The sequence below is a fragment of the Streptomyces sp. NPDC032091 genome (assembly GCF_055580265.1).
Window position 1 is genome coordinate 131,677 of record NZ_JBVILR010000017.1, and the last position, 17,446, is coordinate 149,122.

Genomic DNA, 17,446 nt, shown 5'->3' on the forward strand with positions numbered 1-17,446 from the left:
GCATCCCGGAGAAGGGGCCGCGCCCGGCTTCGCTACCGTTCGACGGGTGATCATCCAGCCCCTCGTCCCCGTGGACGGCGCCCTCCCCGGCCCGGTCCTCACCGAGATCGCCGCCCTCTACGCGACGAACCGCACGTTCTTCGAACTGAGCGGCGACTTCCCCGACCCGACCCGCATCACCGTCGAGCAGGTCGCGGCCGCACTCGCCGACGAACTCGCCCCGGACGGCGCCGAGGTCCTCCTCGCCCGCTCCGCCGGCCGCCTCGTCGGCCTCGCCGCCACCCTCGCCCACCACCCGGACCCCGCCGACCCCGACCCGTGGATCGGCCTGCTCCTCATCGACGCCACCGCACACCGCGAAGGCCACGGCAGCGCCCTCGCCCGCCTCGTCGAGGCCCGCTTCCGCACCGCCGGCCGCACCGGCGTACGCCTCGCCGTCCTGGAGAACAACCCCCGGGCCCTCGCCTTCTGGCAGACCCAGGGCTACACCGTCCTGCGCCACACCCATGACCGCGAACGCGCCCGCCCCTGCCTGGTGATGCGCAAGGCTCTCTAGGGCGCCTTCGGCCGGTCCGCCCCGTAGAGCCACACGTCCCACACCTTCTTCAGGTCCGCCCCCGTACGCCGCTGCGCGTACGCGGTGAAGTCGGCCGTGCTCGCGTTGCCGTGCCGGTGGTCGGCCGCCCAGCCCCGCAGCAGGTCGAAGAACTTCGCGTCCCCCACCTCCTGCCGGATCCGGTGCAGCACCATCGCCCCCCGGTAGTAGACGGGGTCGTCCGAGAGGTGCGCGGCATCCGGCGGCGCGGCCGGCGCGAACGCCGCCCAGTCGCCATCGGCGTGCGCGTCCACCGACGTGTCACCGGCCAGGAACGCCTCGAACCGCCGCTGCGCGGACACACCCCCGTGGGACTCCGCCCACAGCCACTCCGCGTACGTGGCGAAGCCCTCGTTCAGCCACATGTCCTTCCAGGACTCCGGCGACACCGAGTTTCCGAACCACTGGTGCGCCAGCTCGTGCAGCACCAGTTCCTCGTCCGGCGCACCGGGGTACACGGGCTTGGTCTGCGTCTCCAGCGCATACCCCAGGGCCCGCGCGGGCAGCACGATCGACCCCACCGTCCCGAACGGATAGGGCCCGAACGTGGCACTGCCCCACTCCACCATCTCCGGCACCCGCGCCAGCACGGCCCGGCTCGCCTCTTCCTCCCCGGGCGCCACGGCCTGGTACACGGACACCCCCGAAGGGGTCCTCCCCGTACTCACCCTGAACTTCCCCACGGCGACGGTCGCCAGATAGCTCGCCATCGGCTCGGCGCTCCGCCACACGAACTCGGTCCGCTCCCCCACGTCCCGCCGGGAGCGCAGCTCCCCGTTCGACACGGCCTCGTAGCCCCGCGGAACGCTCACCGTGACGTCGTACGCCGCCTTGTCGCTGGGATGGTGGTTGCCGGGGAACCAGCCCATCGACCCCACCGGTTCGCCCACCCCGACAGAGAACTCCCCGCCCCCGGCGGTGATCCAGCCCTCCTTGGACCCGTCGGGATCGACCAGCGGCCTGGGCCGTCCGCCGTAGTCCACCCGTGTACGGAACACCTCGCCCTTGCGCAGGTCCTCGGCCGGACGCACGGTCAACTCGTTCCCGGTCCGGTTGAACCGCGCGCCCACGCCCTGTACTTCCACGCCCTCGACCTTCAGCCCGCTGAAGTCGAGGTTGAACGAACTGAGCCCCTGACCGGCCCGCGCGGTGATCACGGCCGTCCCGCGCAGCTCCCCGCCCGCGGGGTCGTAGGCCAGGTCCAGCGCGTAGTGCTCGACCTCGTACCCGCCGTTGCCCGCCCGCGGGAAGTACGGGTCGCGCAGCCCGGACGCACCCGGCCGCCCCTGCACCGTCGCTCCCGTACAGCCCGTGGTGAGGGCGATCAGGACGGCGAGGGCAGGAGCGGCGAGACGGGTGAGCGTGCGGTGGTCCACACGCCCGATCCTAAGTGGGGTTACTTGCCCAGGGCCTCGACGCCGGCCTTGGCGAACTTCTCGTCCAGGTCGCCGCTCGGCGCACCGGCCACACCGATACCGGCGACGGGCGCACCGTCGGCCTGGACCGGGGCGGCACCGGCGAGGAACAGGGTGCCGGGGATGTCCTTCAGGTTCGGGGTCTGCGCGAGCCGGCCGGCGAGCACCGAGGTCGGGGCGTTCCACGACACGGCGGTGAACGCCTTGCGCTGCGCGGACTCGTAGGACTGCGGGCCCGCACCGTCGCCACGCAGGGTGACGATCGTGTTGCCATTGCGGTCCACCACGGCCACCGTCACCTTCTGGTTCTCCTTCTGGGCGGCGTCGAGCGCGGCCTGGGCGGCGCGGGTGGCGGCGTCGACGGTCAGGTGGGTCGAGGTGGTGAAGTTGCCGCTCTTGGCCTCGTCCTTCTTGGCAGGGGTGGCGCTCGCGCTGACGGCCCCGAAGGTGCCGGCGCCGAGGACGACGGCGAGGGCGGTACCGGTGAGGACGCGGGTACGGGTGTTCATCTCTGCTCCTGATGGTCTCGACTGGCTCCCTTCCACCATCGCCGCCACCCCCGCCCCCGCCCGTCCCCGTACCGGCTCGCCCCGACGACCGCACCGGCTGACCCGGGGGTCATCCGATCGGCCGATGCGGTGGGGCCGCCCGCCCGGTTCCCTGGGGCCCGGGGTCTCCGCCCCGGACCCGTGCCGCTCCGCAGGCAGCCCGGCCGCGTACGCAGACACGTACGCCCACCCGGCCAGGGCGACCGCCCAGCCCCGACCCGTGACCGCCCGGCCAGTGCGGCGCCACAATGGACACCCCACCCCCAGGAGCCCCGCCCGTGAGCCACCCCCCGCGGAAACCCGACACCCGCGCCCTGGCCACCGTCATGCACACGGCGTTCTTCCTCCTGCTCGGCGCCTCCGTGGCCCGCTTCCTCCTCCACCACCCGGGCGAGCCCCGCACCCCCTGGGTCATCGCCCTCAGCGTCACCCTGGCCCTGCTCTACGTCCTCGGCCCGGCCGTGGGCGGCACCGCGGCCACGGCCACCCCCGCCCCCACCCTCCGCCGGCGGCTCTGGCTCGGCCTCGTCGTCACCACCTGGGTCGTCCTGGTCGTCCTCGCCCCCAGCTTCGCCTGGTGCGCCGTCCCCCTCTTCTTCACCGCCCTGCGCACCCTCCCCCCGCGCGCCGCCGTAGCCCTCGTCACCGTCCTCACCGTCTTCGTCGTCGCCGCCCAGCTGAAGCTCTCCACCGCCTTCGACCCCAACCTCCTGCTCGCCCCGCCCGCCATCGCCGCCCTCGCGACGGCCGTCTTCATCCACATGGAGCGCCAGGCCCAGGCCCAGCGCGCCCTCATCGACGACCTCATCCGCACCCGCCGCGAGCTCGCCGCCACCGAACGCCGCGAAGGCACCCTCGCCGAACGCCAGCGCCTGTCCATGGAGATCCACGACACCCTCGCCCAGCACCTCTCCAGCCAGCAGATGCTGCTCCAGGCCGCCGACCGCACCTGGGACACCGACCCCGCCACCGCCCGCGCACACGTCCGCACCGCCACCGGCATCGCCGCCCGCGGCCTCGCCGAAGCCCGCCGCCTCGTCCACGACCTGGCCCCGCCCGAACTCGACAACGGCGCCGGCCTCGCCGACGCCCTGCGCGCCCTGGACGCCGGCCCCGACATCGAGGTCCGCTTCCACCTGGAGGGCACCCCCGCCCCCCTCCCGGACCGCGCCGAATCCGCCCTGCTGCGCATCGCCCAGGGCGCCCTCGCCAACATCCGCGAGCACTCCGGCGCCCGCACCGCCGCCCTCACCCTCAGCTTCCTCGGAGACCAGGTCGTCCTGGACATCGCCGACGACGGCACCGGCTTCACCACCGGCACCGGCGTCACCTCCGCCCCCGCCGGCTCCGCCACCCCGACCCCCACCGGCCGCGGCCACGGCCTCCCCGCGATGCGCGCCCGCGTGCGCCAGCTCGGCGGAACCCTGACCATCGAATCCACCCCGGGCGAAGGCACCGTCCTCTCGGCCTCGATCCCCCTGGAGCCCACCGGATGACGACGATCCTCCTCTGCGACGACCACGTCGTCGTCCGCGCCGGACTGCTCGCCCTGCTCGGCAGCGAACCCGACATCGAGGTCCTCGGCGAGGCCGGCAGCGGCGAGGAAGCCGTCGCCCTGGCCGCCAAGCTCCACCCCGACGTCGTCCTGATGGACCTCCAGCTCGGCGAGGGCATCGACGGCGTCGAAGCCACCCGCCGCATCACCGCCCTCCCCCGCCCCCCGCACGTCCTCGTCCTGACGACGTACGACACCGACGCGGACATCACCCGCGCCATCGGCGCCGGCGCCACCGGCTACCTCCTCAAGGCCGAACGCCCCGAGGAACTCTTCGCCGCCATCCACTCGGCCGCCGCCGGCCGCACCACCCTCTCCGCACCCGTCGCCAGCCGCGTCATGGCCCACCTGCGCGGCACCCGCCCCACCCTCACCGACCGCGAACTCGACATCCTCGGCCAGCTCGCCCGCGGCCTCGGCAACCGCGACATCGCCCGCGCCCTGTTCATCAGCGAAGCCACCGTCAAGACCCACCTCGGCCGCATCTACGACAAGCTCGGCGTCGACACCCGCGCCGGCGCGGTCGCCGTCGCCAAGGAACAACGCCTCCTGCCGTCCTGACCCCGCCCGGCCCCAAGAGGTGACGGCCCGACCCCGCACCACCCACCGACCCGTGACACCATCACCTACGTGCTCGACATCGGCTACTCCCTCTCCCGCCGCTTCCCCGACCCCCCGCAGACCGACTACCGCTCGGCGGACGTCCACGCCCTGCGCCACGACCTCTTCTGCGGCGACGTCTACCTCGCGGACACCGACAAGGACACCGAAGTGTCCACAGCCTGGGGATGGGTACCCGTACTCGACTTCGCCTGGGCCCTCTGCGACATCGTCGAACAGCTCGACCAGGACCCCCGCGGCAGCCGCTCCTCCGACAGCCGGTACGCCGAACTCGACTTCACCGAATCCAGCGACCGGATGCTCTTCGAACGCCGCTTCGGCTGGGTCGACGTCGAAGCCGACTGGATGCCGCCGGAAGAGGAACCGCTGACCTTCAGCCACCGCCTGCTGCGCCGCGAGGCCCGCGACTTCCTCCACGACCTGATCGCCGACCTCATCGACATGCACGAGGGCCTCGCCGACAACCCCGTCATCTGGACCCTCCAGGCCCGCTTCCCCCGCGTCCCCGCCTGACCCGGACCCGGCCGGACCACCCCTCTGGGCACACCCCTCCCGGACCAATCCCCTCGAACCACCCCAGTCGGCACACCAGGAGGAACCCGTGAAGCTGCGCGACGTCACCCCCGCCGACCTCGACGCCTACGTGCGCATGCGCTGCGACCCGCTCATGATGGCCGACCTCGGCGGCCCCCAGTCGCCCGCCGACATGCCCGCCCTCGTCCTGCGCGACAGCGACAAGGCGGCCGCCGACCTCGCCTGGATCAAGATGATCGTCCCCGACCCCGCCACCCCCGACGTGGTCGCCGGCACCGTCAACCTCTGGGCACACGAAACCGACGACGGACCCGTCTCCGAGATCGGCTGGATGGTCCTGCCCGCACACCAAGGCCAGGGCCTCGGCAAGCGCGCCGTCCGCACCCTCCTGGAACAGGCCCGCGACGCCGACCGCTGGGGCGTCGTACACGCCTACCCCTCCACCGCCAACGCCGCCTCGAACGGCATCTGCCGCTCCGTCGGCTTCCGCCTCGTCACCGAAACCGACGTCGAGTTCGCCGGGCGCACCTTCCGCTGCAACCACTGGTCCCTGAACCCGAAGACGGACCTCATCTGAGGCGACCGGCCACCCCCGGCACCGCCATCCCGCCCCCTACCCCACCACCCGCAGACCCAGCTGCGCCGCCAGCGCCGGAGCCAGATCGAACAGCTGCGACGGACTGATCACCGCCCCCGCCAGCGACTCCACCCCCCGCGCCACCTCCAGCTCGGCCGCACCCCGCAGATCCACGTCCTTCAGCCGGGCCCCCGTCACGTCCACCCCGCGCAGCACACAGTCCCGGAACTCCACGCGCTCCAGCACCGCACCCGCGAAGTCCGGCTCCACCAGCACGCACCCCTCGAACACCACGTCCCTCAGCCGCGCCTGCCGCAGGTTCAGGTAGTCGATCTTGCCGCCGCGCACCACGACCCGCTCCAGCACCGCCCCGTGCAACTGCACCCCGCCCAGCCGCGCCTCCACCAGCTCCACGTCCCGCAGCGAAGCACCCGACAGGTCCGCCCCCACCCCCCGGACGCCCTCCCACACCGAGTCCAGGACCCGCGCCTTCGCCAGCCCCACCCCGTCGAGCCCGCACCGGCGCACCGCGCAGTCCATGAACCGCGCCCCCACCCCCTCCTGCCCCGACAGGTCCAGGTCCGCGAACTCCAGCCCGTCGTAATCCCCGTCCGGCTCCAGCCGACCGCCCTCCCACACCACCAGCTCCGGCAGCACCACCTCCGCCCGCCGCGCCGCCTTCACCGACTGACCGCCACCACGACCGCTCCCGCCACTGCGCACCATGCCCCCATCGTGGCCCCCGGCACTGACAATCCACCGCACCCTTGACCTCAACCCCGCTTGAGGTCACACGCTCTCCCCATGACCACGACGAACACCCCCACGACGAACACCCCCACCATGAAGGCCGTCCGCCTCCACGCCTTCGGCCCCGCCGACCACCTCACCTACGAAACCGTCCCCCTCCCCACCCCCGCCCCCGGCCAGGTCCGCATCGAAGTCGCCGCCGCCGGCGTCCACCTCCTCGACACCGCCCTCCGCCGAGGCGTCCAAGGACCCCCCACCCCCCTCCCCGACCTCCCCACCATCCCCGGCCGCGAAATCGCCGGCACCGTCGACGCCCTCGGCCCCGGCACCGACCCCGCCTGGCTCGGCCGCACCGTCGTCACCCACCTCGGCTTCCGCCCCGGCGGCTACGCCGAACACGCCGTCGCCGACGCCGACCGGCTCCACCCCGTACCCGACGGCCTCGACCCCGCCGAAGCCGTCGCCATGATCGGCACCGGCCGCACCACCCTCGGCATCCTCCAGTTCGCCGACCTCGGCCCCCACTCCGTCGCCCTCGTCCCCGCCGCCGCCGGAGGCATCGGCACCCTCCTCGTCCAATACGCCAAGAACGCCGGCGCCACCGTCATCGCCCTCGCCGGCGGCCCCGCCAAAACCGCCCGCGCCGCCGCCAACGGCGCCGACCTCGCCCTCGACTACACCACCCCCGACTGGGCCGACACCGTCCGCACCCACCACCCCGACGGCGCCACCGTCCTCTTCGACTCCGTCGGCGGCACCACCGCCCGCACCGCCCTCACCCTCCTCGCCCCCGGCGCCCGCCACCTCGTCTTCGGCTGGTCCAGCGGCACCCCCCACACCCCCACCGACACCGAACGGGCCGACCTCGACGCCCGCCGCATCACCACCCACCACATCCTCGGCCCCGCCATGCTCCAGGCCGTCGGCACCCCCGACCCCCTGCGCACCCTGGAGACCCGCGCCCTCGCCGAAGCCGCCGCCGGCCGGCTCCGCCCCGCCCTCCAGCGCTACCCCCTCGCCCACGCCGCCCGCGCCCACCACGACCTCGAAACCCGCGCCACCACCGGCAAGGTCGTCCTCGAACCCTGACCACCCCCACCCCGCATCGGACACCCCGCACCCAACCCGCCCCCGACACACGACACCCCGCCCCTGGACACCCCTCCCGCACCGCCGGTACCAACACCCCCATGACGATCAACGGCGGCATCTCCTTCTGGTACGCGACGGACACCACCCACCAGCCACCCCGCACCCCCCTCACCACCGACACCACCGCCGACGTCGCCATCGTCGGCGGCGGCTACACCGGCCTGTGGACCGCCTACTACCTCAAGCGCACCGCCCCCGACCTGCGCGTCACCGTCCTGGAGCAGAAGTTCTGCGGCTACGGCGCCTCCGGCCGCAACGGCGGCTGGCTCTACAACGGCATCGCCGGCCGCGACCGCTACGCCGCCCTCCACGGCCACGAAGCCGCCCGCCGCCTCCAGCACGCCATGAACGACACCGTCACCGAGGTCATCGACGTCGCCACCGCCGAATCCATCGACGCCGACATCCACCGCGGCGGCGTCCTCGAAGTCGCCCGCACCCCCGCCCAGCTCACCCGCCTCAAGGCCTTCCACGCCACCGAACTCTCCTTCGGCGAAACCGACCGCGAGCTCCACGACACCACCGCCACCCGCGCCCGCATCGACATCGCCGACGCCGTCGGCTCCAGCTGGACCCCCCACGGCGCCCGCATCCACCCCCTCAAACTGCTCCGCGGCCTCGCCACCGCCTGCGAACGCCTCGGAGTCGTCATCCACGAGTCCACCCCCGTCACGGACATCGCCCCCGGCCGCGCCGTCACCCCCTACGGCACCGTCCGCGCCCCCTACGTCCTGCGCTGCACCGAGGGCTTCACCGCCTCCCTCAAGGGCCAGAAGCGCACCTGGCTCCCCATGAACTCCTCGATGATCGTCACGGCCCCCCTCCCGCCCTCGGTCTGGGACCGCCTCAACTGGACGGACGCCCCCCTCCTCGGCGACATGGCCCACGCCTACATGTACGCCCAGCGCACCGCCGACGACCGCATCGCCCTCGGCGGCCGGGGCGTCCCGTACCGCTTCGGCTCCCGCACGGACAACGACGGCCGCACCCAGCCGTCCACGATCACCGCCCTCACGGAACTCCTCTTCTCCTTCTTCCCGGTCCTCACCGGCACGGAGATCACCCACGCCTGGTCGGGCGTACTCGGCGTCCCCCGCGACTGGTGCGCCACGGTCACCCTGGACGCCACCACGGGCCTCGGCTGGGCCGGCGGCTACGTCGGCTCGGGCGTCGCCACCGCCAACCTCGCGGCCCGCACCCTCCGCGACCTGGTCCTGGGCGAATCCACCGCCCTGACCACCCTCCCCTGGGTCCACCACCGCGTCCGCCGCTGGGAACCGGAACCCTTCCGCTGGCTCGGCGTCCACGCCCTCTACGCCGCCTACCGCGAAGCGGACCGCCACGAATCAAAAACCCACACCCCGACGACGACCCCCCTGGCCCACCTCGCAAACCGCATCTCGGGCCGCTCCTGACCGCCACTGTCACTGGCCCCTGTCATCCTGGCCAGTGCCGCACCGACACCGAGCCCAGGGGGGCCATGGCGAAGAGAACGAGGCAGCAGACAAGGAAGAAGAGCCCGCGGGACCGTCGTCCGGGTGTCGCGATCTACCACGACATGAAGGTCTACGAGAACTTCGAGCGCTCCGCGCAGCGCATTTTCTTACTGGTCCAGCAGGCCGAGCGCGGTTCCCCCGGCTCTCCGAGACACCTGTACATCGACGTACAGGGCCATCGGAACTCCGTCGGGGGGTACGACCACGACGCATTCGAGCTGATCAACGAGTTCGCGCTCCAGTACCTCGGGAAATACCTCACCGAGCTGCACACTCCCCTGATCCATGTCCGCATGAAGGGGCAGCGGAGGACCTCCCGGAGCGGCTCGTCTTCGGCTACCCGGACGACGGGAGCAAGTACGGCTTCGATGCGGGGTCCCTCGCCCTCAACCCCCGCGAGGCGGTTCCCGCGGACCGTAAGACACCGCCCACGACCCGCGCGATCGCCGACTACCTCGGCATGGAGGAGGCCGCGTGCCTCGTCTGCTGGGCCAAGCCCGTAGAGCGGGCGCACGTCGTGCCGAGCGCCCTGGGCGGTTCCATGGACATGCGGAACTTCGCGCTGCTGTGCAAGAAACACCACGCGGAGGCTCCCGACGTGGCCGACGCGGAGAGCTTCTGGGCCTGGGTCGACCACACCGAGCTGAACAGCAGCCCGGAGAAGTGGGCCGACACCCCCGATCACCTCAAGGAACTACTCCGCCGACACAACGTCCGCGTGGACCCGTCAGAGCGCGAGAACCTGTCCTTCTTCGCCTCGGTCAAGAAGGAACTGGTCTCCCTACTACGAGTGGACCGAGGACGACTTCGAAGCGGTGCAGTGGGCGGAATTGATGGACGAGTTCCACCGGGTCCTCGATCAAGCGACCGGTCGGCACTTCTCCATCGACAAGAAGGTCTCCACCTACGCCTGGGCGTACGACATCGCCTTCAGGCGGGCCAAGGGGGGAGCCACCGCGGTCATCCGCGACAAGCCCTGAGCCCACGCGAAAGGCCCCGGACCAGAGGGTCCGGGGCCTTCGGAAGCAGAGCCCCCTGTCGGATTCGAACCGACGACCTACGCTTTACAAGAGCGTTGCTCTGGCCAGCTGAGCTAAGGAGGCAGGGCCGCCATCACTCTACACAGCGCCCCCTGCCCGAGCCATCGCGTTCGCCCCAGCTGCTGACAGAACCCCCCGCACCGGGTAGCGTCGGGCCGAGTCCTGAATATTGGACTAGACCTTCCACTCGGATCGTCCGGCACGTTCCTGCCGGTAGAAGGGATGCATCACCATGGCTTCTGTCACCTTCGACAAGGCGACCCGCCTCTACCCGGGCGGCGACAAGCCCGCCGTCGACCAGCTGGAGCTGGAGATCGAGGACGGCGAGTTCCTCGTCCTCGTCGGGCCCTCCGGCTGCGGCAAGTCCACCTCGCTGCGCATGCTCGCCGGCCTGGAGGACGTCAACGGCGGCGCCATCCGCATCGGGGACCGCGACGTCACGCACCTGCCGCCCAAGGACCGGGACATCGCGATGGTGTTCCAGAACTACGCGCTGTACCCGCACATGAGCGTCGCCGACAACATGGGCTTCGCGCTCAAGATCGCCGGTGAGGACAAGGCCACCATCCGCCGCAAGGTGGAGGAGGCGGCGAAGATGCTGGACCTCACCCAGTACCTCGACCGCAAGCCCAAGGCGCTCTCCGGCGGTCAGCGCCAGCGCGTCGCCATGGGCCGGGCCATCGTGCGCAAGCCGCAGGTGTTCCTCATGGACGAGCCGCTGTCGAACCTCGACGCCAAGCTGCGCGTGTCCACCCGTACGCAGATCGCCGCGCTCCAGCGCGACCTCGGCATCACCACCGTGTACGTGACCCACGACCAGGTCGAGGCCATGACCATGGGCGACCGGGTGGCGGTGCTGAAGGACGGCCTGCTCCAGCAGGTGGACACCCCGCGCAACATGTACGACCGGCCGGCGAACCTCTTCGTCGCCGGGTTCATCGGCTCGCCCGCCATGAACCTGGTCGAGGTGCCGATCACCGACGGCGGCGTGAAGTTCGGGGACAGCGTGGTGCCGGTGTCGCGCGAGGCGCTGTCGGCGGCCGCCGACGCCGGTGACAAGACCGTCACCGTCGGCGTGCGCCCCGAGCACTTCGACATCGGCGAGACGGGCGGTCTGACGATCACCGTGAACGTCGTCGAGGAACTGGGCGCCGACGGCTACGTCTACGGCAGTAAGGACGGCCAGGACATCGTGGTCCGCGTGGGCGGCCGCCAGGTGCCCGAAAAGGGTTCCTCGCTGCATGTGGTGCCGCGGGCCGGGGAGATCCACGTGTTCTCCACGTCGACCGGGGCACGGCTCTCCGGCTGAGGCCGGGCGCGGGTCCACCGGAAGGGGCGTCCCGTCAAGGGGCGCCCCTTCCGGGGCAGTTGCCGGGGGCGTTCGCCACGAACCCCGGCAGAGCGGGCCATTCGGCCGCACTCGTCAACCCGTAAATCGAAAAGCCACGTCGAACCATCCCCCGACCGGGTGACTAAATGTCGCCAATTCCTCACCGAGCGCTACTCTCGCCCTCGTGACCCACACTGCCCGCCGAATCGGCCGTTCCCTCGCCCTGGTCCTGCCCGTCGTCCTGGTCCTGTCCGGGACCCTCGCGGTCACGATGGTCCCTTGGGCGGACAACTCCCCGTCCCAGGTGCTGACCGCCTCCGCCGAGGACGTCTCCGTCCCCGCCAAGCCGCGTGCCGCGCAGGACGTGCTCCGCGACAAGCTGCTGAACGAGCTGCAGCAGGGGGAGAACCCCGGTGTCGTCCTCGGGCACCTGCAGGAGCAGGTGAACGGGCGGCCGTCGCTCGCCGAGCACTGCATGGGCATCGCCCGGGCGCTCGGCCGGGCCGCCGTCGAGGCGTACGGGCCCACGAAGGCGCAGTCGTACGCCCGCCCGGTGTGCGACACCTCGTACGCGTCCGGGGTCGCCTCGATGGGCTGACGCCCGCCGTGCCGCCCCGGCCGGGGCGGTGGCCGTCCCTACGCTGGCGGCCATGACCGAGACCCCTCCCACCGCTGCACCCTCCACCGACCGCGCGGCCGCGTTCCCGCCCCCGCCCGTCCAGGCCGTCGTCCTGGCGGGGGGCCAGGGTTCGCGGCTGCGGCCGTATACGGACGACCGGCCGAAGCCGATGGTCGAGATCCCGGGGACGGGACTGCCGATCATCGGGCACCAGTTGGCGTGGCTGGCGGAGGAGGGGGTGACCGACGTCGTGGTGTCGTGCGGGCACCTCGCGGAGGTGCTCCGGGAGTGGCTGGCGGGGGCGGTGCTGCCGTTGCGGGTGACGACGGTGGTGGAGGAGGAGCCGCTCGGGCGCGGGGGCGGGCTGAAGTACGCGGCCCGGCACCTGCCGTGGCCGGAGCGGTCCTGGTACGCGACCAACGGGGACGTGTGGACGCGGTTCCCGTTGCGGGAGATGGCGGCGTTCCACGCGGAGCGGGGGGCGACGGCGACGCTGGCGCTGGCGCGGCCGCGGATCCCGTGGGGGGCGGTGGAGACGAACGGGCTGGGGCAGGTGCTGGATTTCGTCGAGTCGCCGCCGTCGCCCTATCTGATCAACGCCGGGGTGTACGTGTTCGCGCCCGAATTCGCGGCGCTGCTGCCGGATGTGGGGGACCACGAGCGGACGACGTTCCCGCGGCTGGCGCGGGAGCGGCGGCTGGCGGGGTTCCCGCTGCCGCAGGGGGCCTACTGGCGGGCGATCGACACGGCGAAGGACTTGGCCGAGGCCGCGCGGGAGTTGGCGGCTCACAGCGGCGCCTGAGGGCTCACAGCGGCGCCTGATGGCCCGCAGGGGGGTCCAGGGCCCCGCAGCGGCTTCCGAGGGGCTCACACGGGGTGCGGTGAACTGCGGAGGGCCCGGCGCGCGTTCGCGTGCCGGGCCCTCGTGTCGTGCGGGTGGGGGGTCAGCCGAGGAGGCCGCCGACGAGGCCGGGCTTCTTGGCGGTGGTGTCGGAGCCGCTGCGGCTGCCCGAGGAGGTGGCCGGCGGCTGCTGGGGGCTGGACTGCCTGGAGGTGGTGCTGCGGGGGGTCTGGCCGGTGCTGCCCTTGGTGGCGCTGGGGGCGCCGGAGCCGGTTCCGGTGCCGGCGCTCTGGCTGGGGGCGCCGGTGCGGCCGGACTTGGCGGCGGGCGCGGAGGCGGAGGCCGAGGCGGAGGGCGAGGCCTGCTGGGAGGGCTGCTGCTTGGCGGGTGCGGACTGGCGGGGTGCGGGGGGCTGCGGCAGGGGGCTGCCGGGGAGGTAGTTGCTGGGGGCCTGGCCGGGGCCGGGGACGGTGACGACGGTGCTGGAGCGGACGGCCCCGCCGAGGAGGGAGCCGATGAGGAGGGTGAGTCCGCAGACGACGGTGGCCATGACGGTGCCGCGGCGCAGGACGCGGCGGCGGAGCTGCCACATTTCGGAGCGGGGGCCGAGGGTGCGCCAGGCTTCCCCGGCGAGGCGTCCGTCGAGGGAGTAGACGGGGGCGCCGGCGATGATCAGCGGGCTCCAGGCGGCGAGGTAGATGATGTCGGGGGCGTCGTAGGCGGGGACGGTCTTCCAGCTGACGGTCATCAGCAGGGCGGCGGAGAGCAGGGCGCCGATGCAGGCGGCGAAGCGCTGCCAGAGTCCGAAGACGGTGAGGACGCCGACGATCACCTGGAGGAAGGCGACGGTGAGTCCGGCGCCGACCGGGTGGGCGAGGGCGAAGTCGCGCAGGGGTTCGGCGAGGGCCCAGGGGTGCAGGGTGTGCAGCCAGGTGACCATGGAGCCGCGTTCGCCGCCGTCGAAGTAGACGGGGTCGCAGAGTTTGCCCATGCCGGCGTAGATGGAGATGAAGCCGAGGAAGACGCGCAGCGGGAGCAGCACGACGCCGAGGTTCATCCGGCGGCCGGGGTAGTAGGAGGCCTGGGCGCGGTTGTCGGCGGGGCGCCGGGTTTCGGTGCCGGGGCCGCCGTAAGGGGGTTGGTCCTCGTAGGGCTGGCCGTACGGGTGTTCGTGGGGCTGGCGCGGCTGGTCGGGTACGGCTCCCAGCGGGCGGGTCTCGTCGGGGTCGGCGTAGCTGCGCTGGCCGATGACGGTGGGGGTGGCGAGGGTGTCCTCGGTGAGGTCGCGCGCCAGGTCCACCCGGGGGATGGTCTGGGTGGCGCCGCCGTCGTAGTCGTCGTGGCCGCGTCCGGCCGCGCGGACGGCCTGGAGGAGTCCGCCCGTGGCCGCGGCGTCGTCGCCGGGGGCGGTCTTGCCGCTCCAGACGACGGGGGCGCGGCGGCGGGTGGCGCCGGCGGCCGCGACGGCTCCGACGGCCAGGACCGGTGCGCGGCCGGGGCCGGGGGCGTTCGCGGGCTTGGAACGCGCGCTCGGGCTCGGTGCGAGCCGCACGCGGAAGCTGGCGTGGTTGACGATGACCTGTGCGGGGTCGCACGGCACCTTGACCATGCTCAGCGCGGGCTGGTCGTCGAACCCTGACGTTCTGGTGTCCACACTCATCTAACCGAGTGATCAGTGTTTAGGACACTGCCTTGACAGCAGGGATCTGTCCGAGACCCGTCAAGATCAAGTCGCCCCGCCCGGAAGGGGCGGGGCGACACGCTCACGGGTCACGTCCGGTGGGCCGAGTGGATCAAGGCGGCGGCCCGGGTGTGGCCCGTACGGCTGACGGGTCAGACGCGGCCGCGGGCGGCGCGGCGGCGGGCGGCCTCGTAGAGGACGACGCCCGCGGCGACACCGGCGTTGAGGGACTCGGCGCCGCCCGGCATGGGGATGCGGACGAGGTAGTCGCAGTTCTCGCCGACGAGGCGGCCGAGGCCCTTGCCCTCGGAGCCGACGACGATGACGACGGGGCCGCCGAGGGCTTCGAGGTCCTGGACCTCGTGGGTGCCTTCCGCGGCGAGGCCGACGACGGTGACGCCGGCCTTCTTGTACTCCTGGAGGGCGCGGGTGAGGTTGGTGACGCGGGAGACCGGGGTGCGGGCGGCGGTGCCGGCGGAGGTCTTCCAGGCGCCGGCGGTCATGCCGGCGGCGCGGCGCTCGGGGATGACCACGCCGTGGCCGCCGAAGGCGGAGACGGAGCGGACGATGGCGCCGAGGTTGCGGGGGTCGGTGACGCCGTCGAGGGCGACGATGAGGGGTTCCTCGCCGTTGTCGTAGGCGGCGTCGGTGAGGTCCTCGGGGTGCGCGTACTCGTACGGCGGGACCTGGAGGACGAGGCCCTGGTGGTTGAGCCCGTTGGTCATGCGGTCGAGCTCGGGGCGCGGGGCTTCCATCAGGTTGATGTTGCCGCGTTCACCGGCGAGCTTGAGGGCGTCGCGGACGCGCTCGTCGTTGTCGATGAACTGCTGCACGTAGAGGGTGGTGGCGGGGACGCCGTCGCGCAGGGCCTCGAAGACGGAGTTGCGGCCGACGACCATCTCGCTGGTGCCCTTGGGGCCGCCGCGGCGGGGGGCGGGGCGGCGCTTGGCGGCCTGGCGCGCCATCGCGTTGGCGATGCGGTTCGCCTTGTGCTTCTTGCGGTCCTCCGCCTTGGGCGTGGGGCCCTTGCCTTCCAGGCCCTTGCGCCGCTGGCCACCGCTGCCGACCGTCGCGCCCTTCTTGTTGGACGTGCGGCGGTTCCTGCGCTGGCTGTTCCCGGCCATGACCTCTACCTGTTTTCGTTCGTGCTGCGATATGTACGTATGAAGAGTGTGCCGCCCGGATGGCCGGGCGGCACAACGGCGCTGGTCCGGACGGGTCCGGTCAGCGCGGGCCGAGCGTCCAGCGCGGGCCGGTGGGGCTGTCCTCGATGACCAGGCCGGACTGCTGGAGCTGGTCGCGGATGGCGTCGGCGGTCGCCCAGTCCTTGCGGGCCCGGGCGGACTCGCGCTGGTCCAGGACGAGGCGTACGAGGGTGTCGACCGCGCCGTGCAGTTCCTCGCCCCGGTCGGACTCGCCGGCCCACTGGGGGTCGAGCGGGTCCAGGCCGAGGACGCCCAGCATGGCCCGTACCTCGGACAGGCGGGCGATGGCCGCGTCCTTGTCGTCGGCGGCGAGCGCGCTGTTGCCCTGGCGGACGGTGGTGTGGACGATCGCGAGGGCCTGGGGGACGCCCAGGTCGTCGTCCATCGCCTCGGCGAAGGCCGGCGGCACCTCGGCGGCGGCCGCGACGGACCCGCCCGCCTTCTCGACGACGCGCTGGCAGAAGCCCTCGATGCGCGCGAAGGCGGACTCTGCCTCGCGCAGGGCCTCCTCGCTGTACTCGATCATCGAGCGGTAGTGCGGGGTGCCGAGGTAGTAGCGCAGGACGATCGGGCGCCACTGCTTGACCATCTCGGAGACGAGGACCGAGTTGCCCAGCGACTTGGACATCTTCTCGCCGGACATGGTGACCCAGGCGTTGTGCACCCAGAAGTTGGCGAACGCGTCGCCGAAGGCCTTGGCCTGGGCGATCTCGTTCTCGTGGTGCGGGAAGATCAGGTCCAGGCCGCCGCCGTGGATGTCGAAGGCGGAGCCGAGGTACTTGTGCGCCATGGCGGAGCATTCGAGGTGCCAGCCGGGGCGGCCGCGGCCCCAGGGGGTCTCCCAGGAGGGCTCGCCGGGCTTGGCGGCCTTCCACATGGCGAAGTCGCGGGAGTCGCGCTTGCCGGTCTCGCCCTCGGCGGAGGGCTGGAGGAGGTTGTCGAGCTCCTGGTTGGACAGCTCCAGGTAGCCGGGGAAGGAGCGCACGTCGAAGTAGACGTTGCCGTCCGCCTCGTACGCGTGACCGCGCTCGATCAGGCCGCGCATCATCTCGACCATCTCGGTGACGTGACCGGTGGCGCGGGGCTCGTAGGTGGGCGGCAGGCAGCCGAGGGCGGCGTAGCCGTCGTTGAAGGCCCGCTCGTTCTCGTAGCCGATGGACCACCAGGGACGGCCCTGGTCGGCCGACTTGGCGATGATCTTGTCGTCGATGTCCGTGACGTTGCGGATGAAGGTGACGTCGTAGCCGCGGTAGGCGAACCAGCGGCGCATCATGTCGAAGTTGAGGCCCGAGCGGATGTGGCCGATGTGCGGCGCCGCCTGGACGGTGGCACCACACAGGTAGATCGAGACGCAGCCCGGCGTGAGCGGGGTGAAGTCGCGGATCTGCCGGGCGCTGGTGTCGTACAGGCGAATAGTCACGGCATCCAGGGTAGTGCGCCTGCGGCAGTGCCCCGCGACCGTTTGAGGTCGCGGGGACGCTTTGTTG

At 72.4% G+C, this 17,446-nt stretch carries 17 protein-coding genes and 1 tRNA gene; 11 read left to right on the forward strand and 7 right to left on the reverse strand.

The window, feature by feature from the left end; genetic code table 11:
• The first annotated feature begins 46 nt into the window (after nt 1–46).
• Entirely contained in the window at nt 47–556 is a 510-nt protein-coding gene (locus ACZ5NJ_RS25690; protein WP_468767554.1) for a GNAT family N-acetyltransferase, read from the forward strand.
• On the opposite strand, the gene ACZ5NJ_RS25695 is transcribed toward ACZ5NJ_RS25690, so the two are convergent.
• Nucleotides 553–1,971 (reverse strand): M1 family metallopeptidase, encoded by a 1,419-nt coding sequence (locus ACZ5NJ_RS25695; protein ID WP_468767555.1) that lies wholly within the window; start codon nt 1,969–1,971, stop codon nt 553–555. The genes ACZ5NJ_RS25690 and ACZ5NJ_RS25695 overlap by 4 nt on opposite strands.
• Before the next feature lie 20 nt (nt 1,972–1,991).
• Nucleotides 1,992–2,519, reverse strand: a complete 528-nt coding sequence (locus ACZ5NJ_RS25700; RefSeq protein WP_468767556.1) for a GlcG/HbpS family heme-binding protein — start codon at nt 2,517–2,519, stop codon at nt 1,992–1,994.
• A 287-nt stretch (nt 2,520–2,806) separates the two neighbouring features.
• Here ACZ5NJ_RS25700 and ACZ5NJ_RS25705 point away from each other — a divergent pair, with 287 nt between their 5' ends.
• The 4 genes from ACZ5NJ_RS25705 to ACZ5NJ_RS25720 all read left to right on the forward strand — a co-directional run bounded on the left by ACZ5NJ_RS25705 (nt 2,807) and on the right by ACZ5NJ_RS25720 (nt 5,845).
• On the forward strand, nt 2,807–4,054 hold the full coding sequence (locus ACZ5NJ_RS25705) for a sensor histidine kinase (protein ID WP_468767557.1): 1,248 nt from the start codon (nt 2,807–2,809) through the stop codon (nt 4,052–4,054).
• Nucleotides 4,051–4,674: a response regulator gene (locus ACZ5NJ_RS25710; RefSeq protein WP_468767558.1), complete on the forward strand. Its 624-nt coding sequence runs from the start codon at nt 4,051–4,053 to the stop codon at nt 4,672–4,674. Before ACZ5NJ_RS25705 ends, ACZ5NJ_RS25710 begins: the two co-directional genes overlap by 4 nt.
• A gap of 69 nt (nt 4,675–4,743) precedes the next feature.
• Nucleotides 4,744–5,247 (forward strand): hypothetical protein, encoded by a 504-nt coding sequence (locus ACZ5NJ_RS25715; RefSeq protein WP_468767559.1) that lies wholly within the window; start codon nt 4,744–4,746, stop codon nt 5,245–5,247.
• 88 nt (nt 5,248–5,335) lie between these two features.
• Nucleotides 5,336–5,845 carry a GNAT family N-acetyltransferase gene (locus ACZ5NJ_RS25720; protein ID WP_468767560.1) on the forward strand — a complete coding sequence of 170 codons (510 nt, stop codon included), beginning with the start codon at nt 5,336–5,338 and terminating at the stop codon, nt 5,843–5,845.
• 36 nt (nt 5,846–5,881) lie between these two features.
• Here the strand turns inward: ACZ5NJ_RS25720 and ACZ5NJ_RS25725 are convergent, their stop codons facing one another.
• Complete coding sequence (locus tag ACZ5NJ_RS25725) at nt 5,882–6,571, reverse strand: pentapeptide repeat-containing protein (protein ID WP_468767561.1); 690 nt, start codon at nt 6,569–6,571, stop codon at nt 5,882–5,884.
• A gap of 117 nt (nt 6,572–6,688) precedes the next feature.
• Here ACZ5NJ_RS25725 and ACZ5NJ_RS25730 point away from each other — a divergent pair, with 117 nt between their 5' ends.
• From ACZ5NJ_RS25730 to ACZ5NJ_RS25740, 3 genes are all read left to right on the forward strand, one after another.
• A complete protein-coding gene (locus ACZ5NJ_RS25730; protein WP_468767650.1) occupies nt 6,689–7,684 on the forward strand; it encodes a zinc-binding dehydrogenase in 996 nt (331 codons plus the stop codon).
• A 101-nt stretch (nt 7,685–7,785) separates the two neighbouring features.
• Complete coding sequence (locus ACZ5NJ_RS25735) at nt 7,786–9,162, forward strand: NAD(P)/FAD-dependent oxidoreductase (protein ID WP_468767562.1); 1,377 nt, start codon at nt 7,786–7,788, stop codon at nt 9,160–9,162.
• A 914-nt stretch (nt 9,163–10,076) separates the two neighbouring features.
• On the forward strand, nt 10,077–10,223 hold the full coding sequence (locus ACZ5NJ_RS25740; RefSeq protein ID WP_468767563.1) for a hypothetical protein: 147 nt from the start codon (nt 10,077–10,079) through the stop codon (nt 10,221–10,223).
• Nucleotides 10,224–10,272: 49 nt separating this feature from the next.
• Here the strand turns inward: ACZ5NJ_RS25740 and ACZ5NJ_RS25745 are convergent.
• Nucleotides 10,273–10,346: transfer RNA gene (locus ACZ5NJ_RS25745), tRNA-Thr, on the reverse strand.
• Nucleotides 10,347–10,515: 169 nt separating this feature from the next.
• Here ACZ5NJ_RS25745 and ACZ5NJ_RS25750 point away from each other — a divergent pair.
• The 3 genes from ACZ5NJ_RS25750 to ACZ5NJ_RS25760 all read left to right on the forward strand — a co-directional run bounded on the left by ACZ5NJ_RS25750 (nt 10,516) and on the right by ACZ5NJ_RS25760 (nt 13,034).
• Nucleotides 10,516–11,592: an ABC transporter ATP-binding protein gene (locus ACZ5NJ_RS25750; protein WP_468767565.1), complete on the forward strand. Its 1,077-nt coding sequence runs from the start codon at nt 10,516–10,518 to the stop codon at nt 11,590–11,592.
• A gap of 205 nt (nt 11,593–11,797) precedes the next feature.
• Entirely contained in the window at nt 11,798–12,211 is a 414-nt protein-coding gene (locus ACZ5NJ_RS25755) for a hypothetical protein (RefSeq protein ID WP_468767566.1), read from the forward strand.
• 52 nt (nt 12,212–12,263) lie between these two features.
• Nucleotides 12,264–13,034, forward strand: coding sequence for a nucleotidyltransferase family protein (locus tag ACZ5NJ_RS25760; protein WP_468767567.1), 771 nt, complete (start codon nt 12,264–12,266; stop codon nt 13,032–13,034).
• Between the two features lie 142 nt (nt 13,035–13,176).
• Here ACZ5NJ_RS25760 and ACZ5NJ_RS25765 read toward each other — a convergent pair whose 3' ends face one another.
• The 3 genes from ACZ5NJ_RS25765 to cysS form a co-directional block, all read right to left on the reverse strand.
• Nucleotides 13,177–14,733 carry a DoxX family protein gene (locus ACZ5NJ_RS25765; protein ID WP_468767568.1) on the reverse strand — a complete coding sequence of 519 codons (1,557 nt, stop codon included), beginning with the start codon at nt 14,731–14,733 and terminating at the stop codon, nt 13,177–13,179.
• 173 nt (nt 14,734–14,906) lie between these two features.
• On the reverse strand, nt 14,907–15,878 hold the full coding sequence (gene rlmB, locus ACZ5NJ_RS25770; RefSeq protein ID WP_468767569.1) for a 23S rRNA (guanosine(2251)-2'-O)-methyltransferase RlmB: 972 nt from the start codon (nt 15,876–15,878) through the stop codon (nt 14,907–14,909).
• A 100-nt stretch (nt 15,879–15,978) separates the two neighbouring features.
• Entirely contained in the window at nt 15,979–17,379 is a 1,401-nt protein-coding gene (gene cysS / locus ACZ5NJ_RS25775; RefSeq protein WP_468767570.1) for a cysteine--tRNA ligase, read from the reverse strand.
• Between the last annotated feature and the right edge of the window lie 67 nt (nt 17,380–17,446).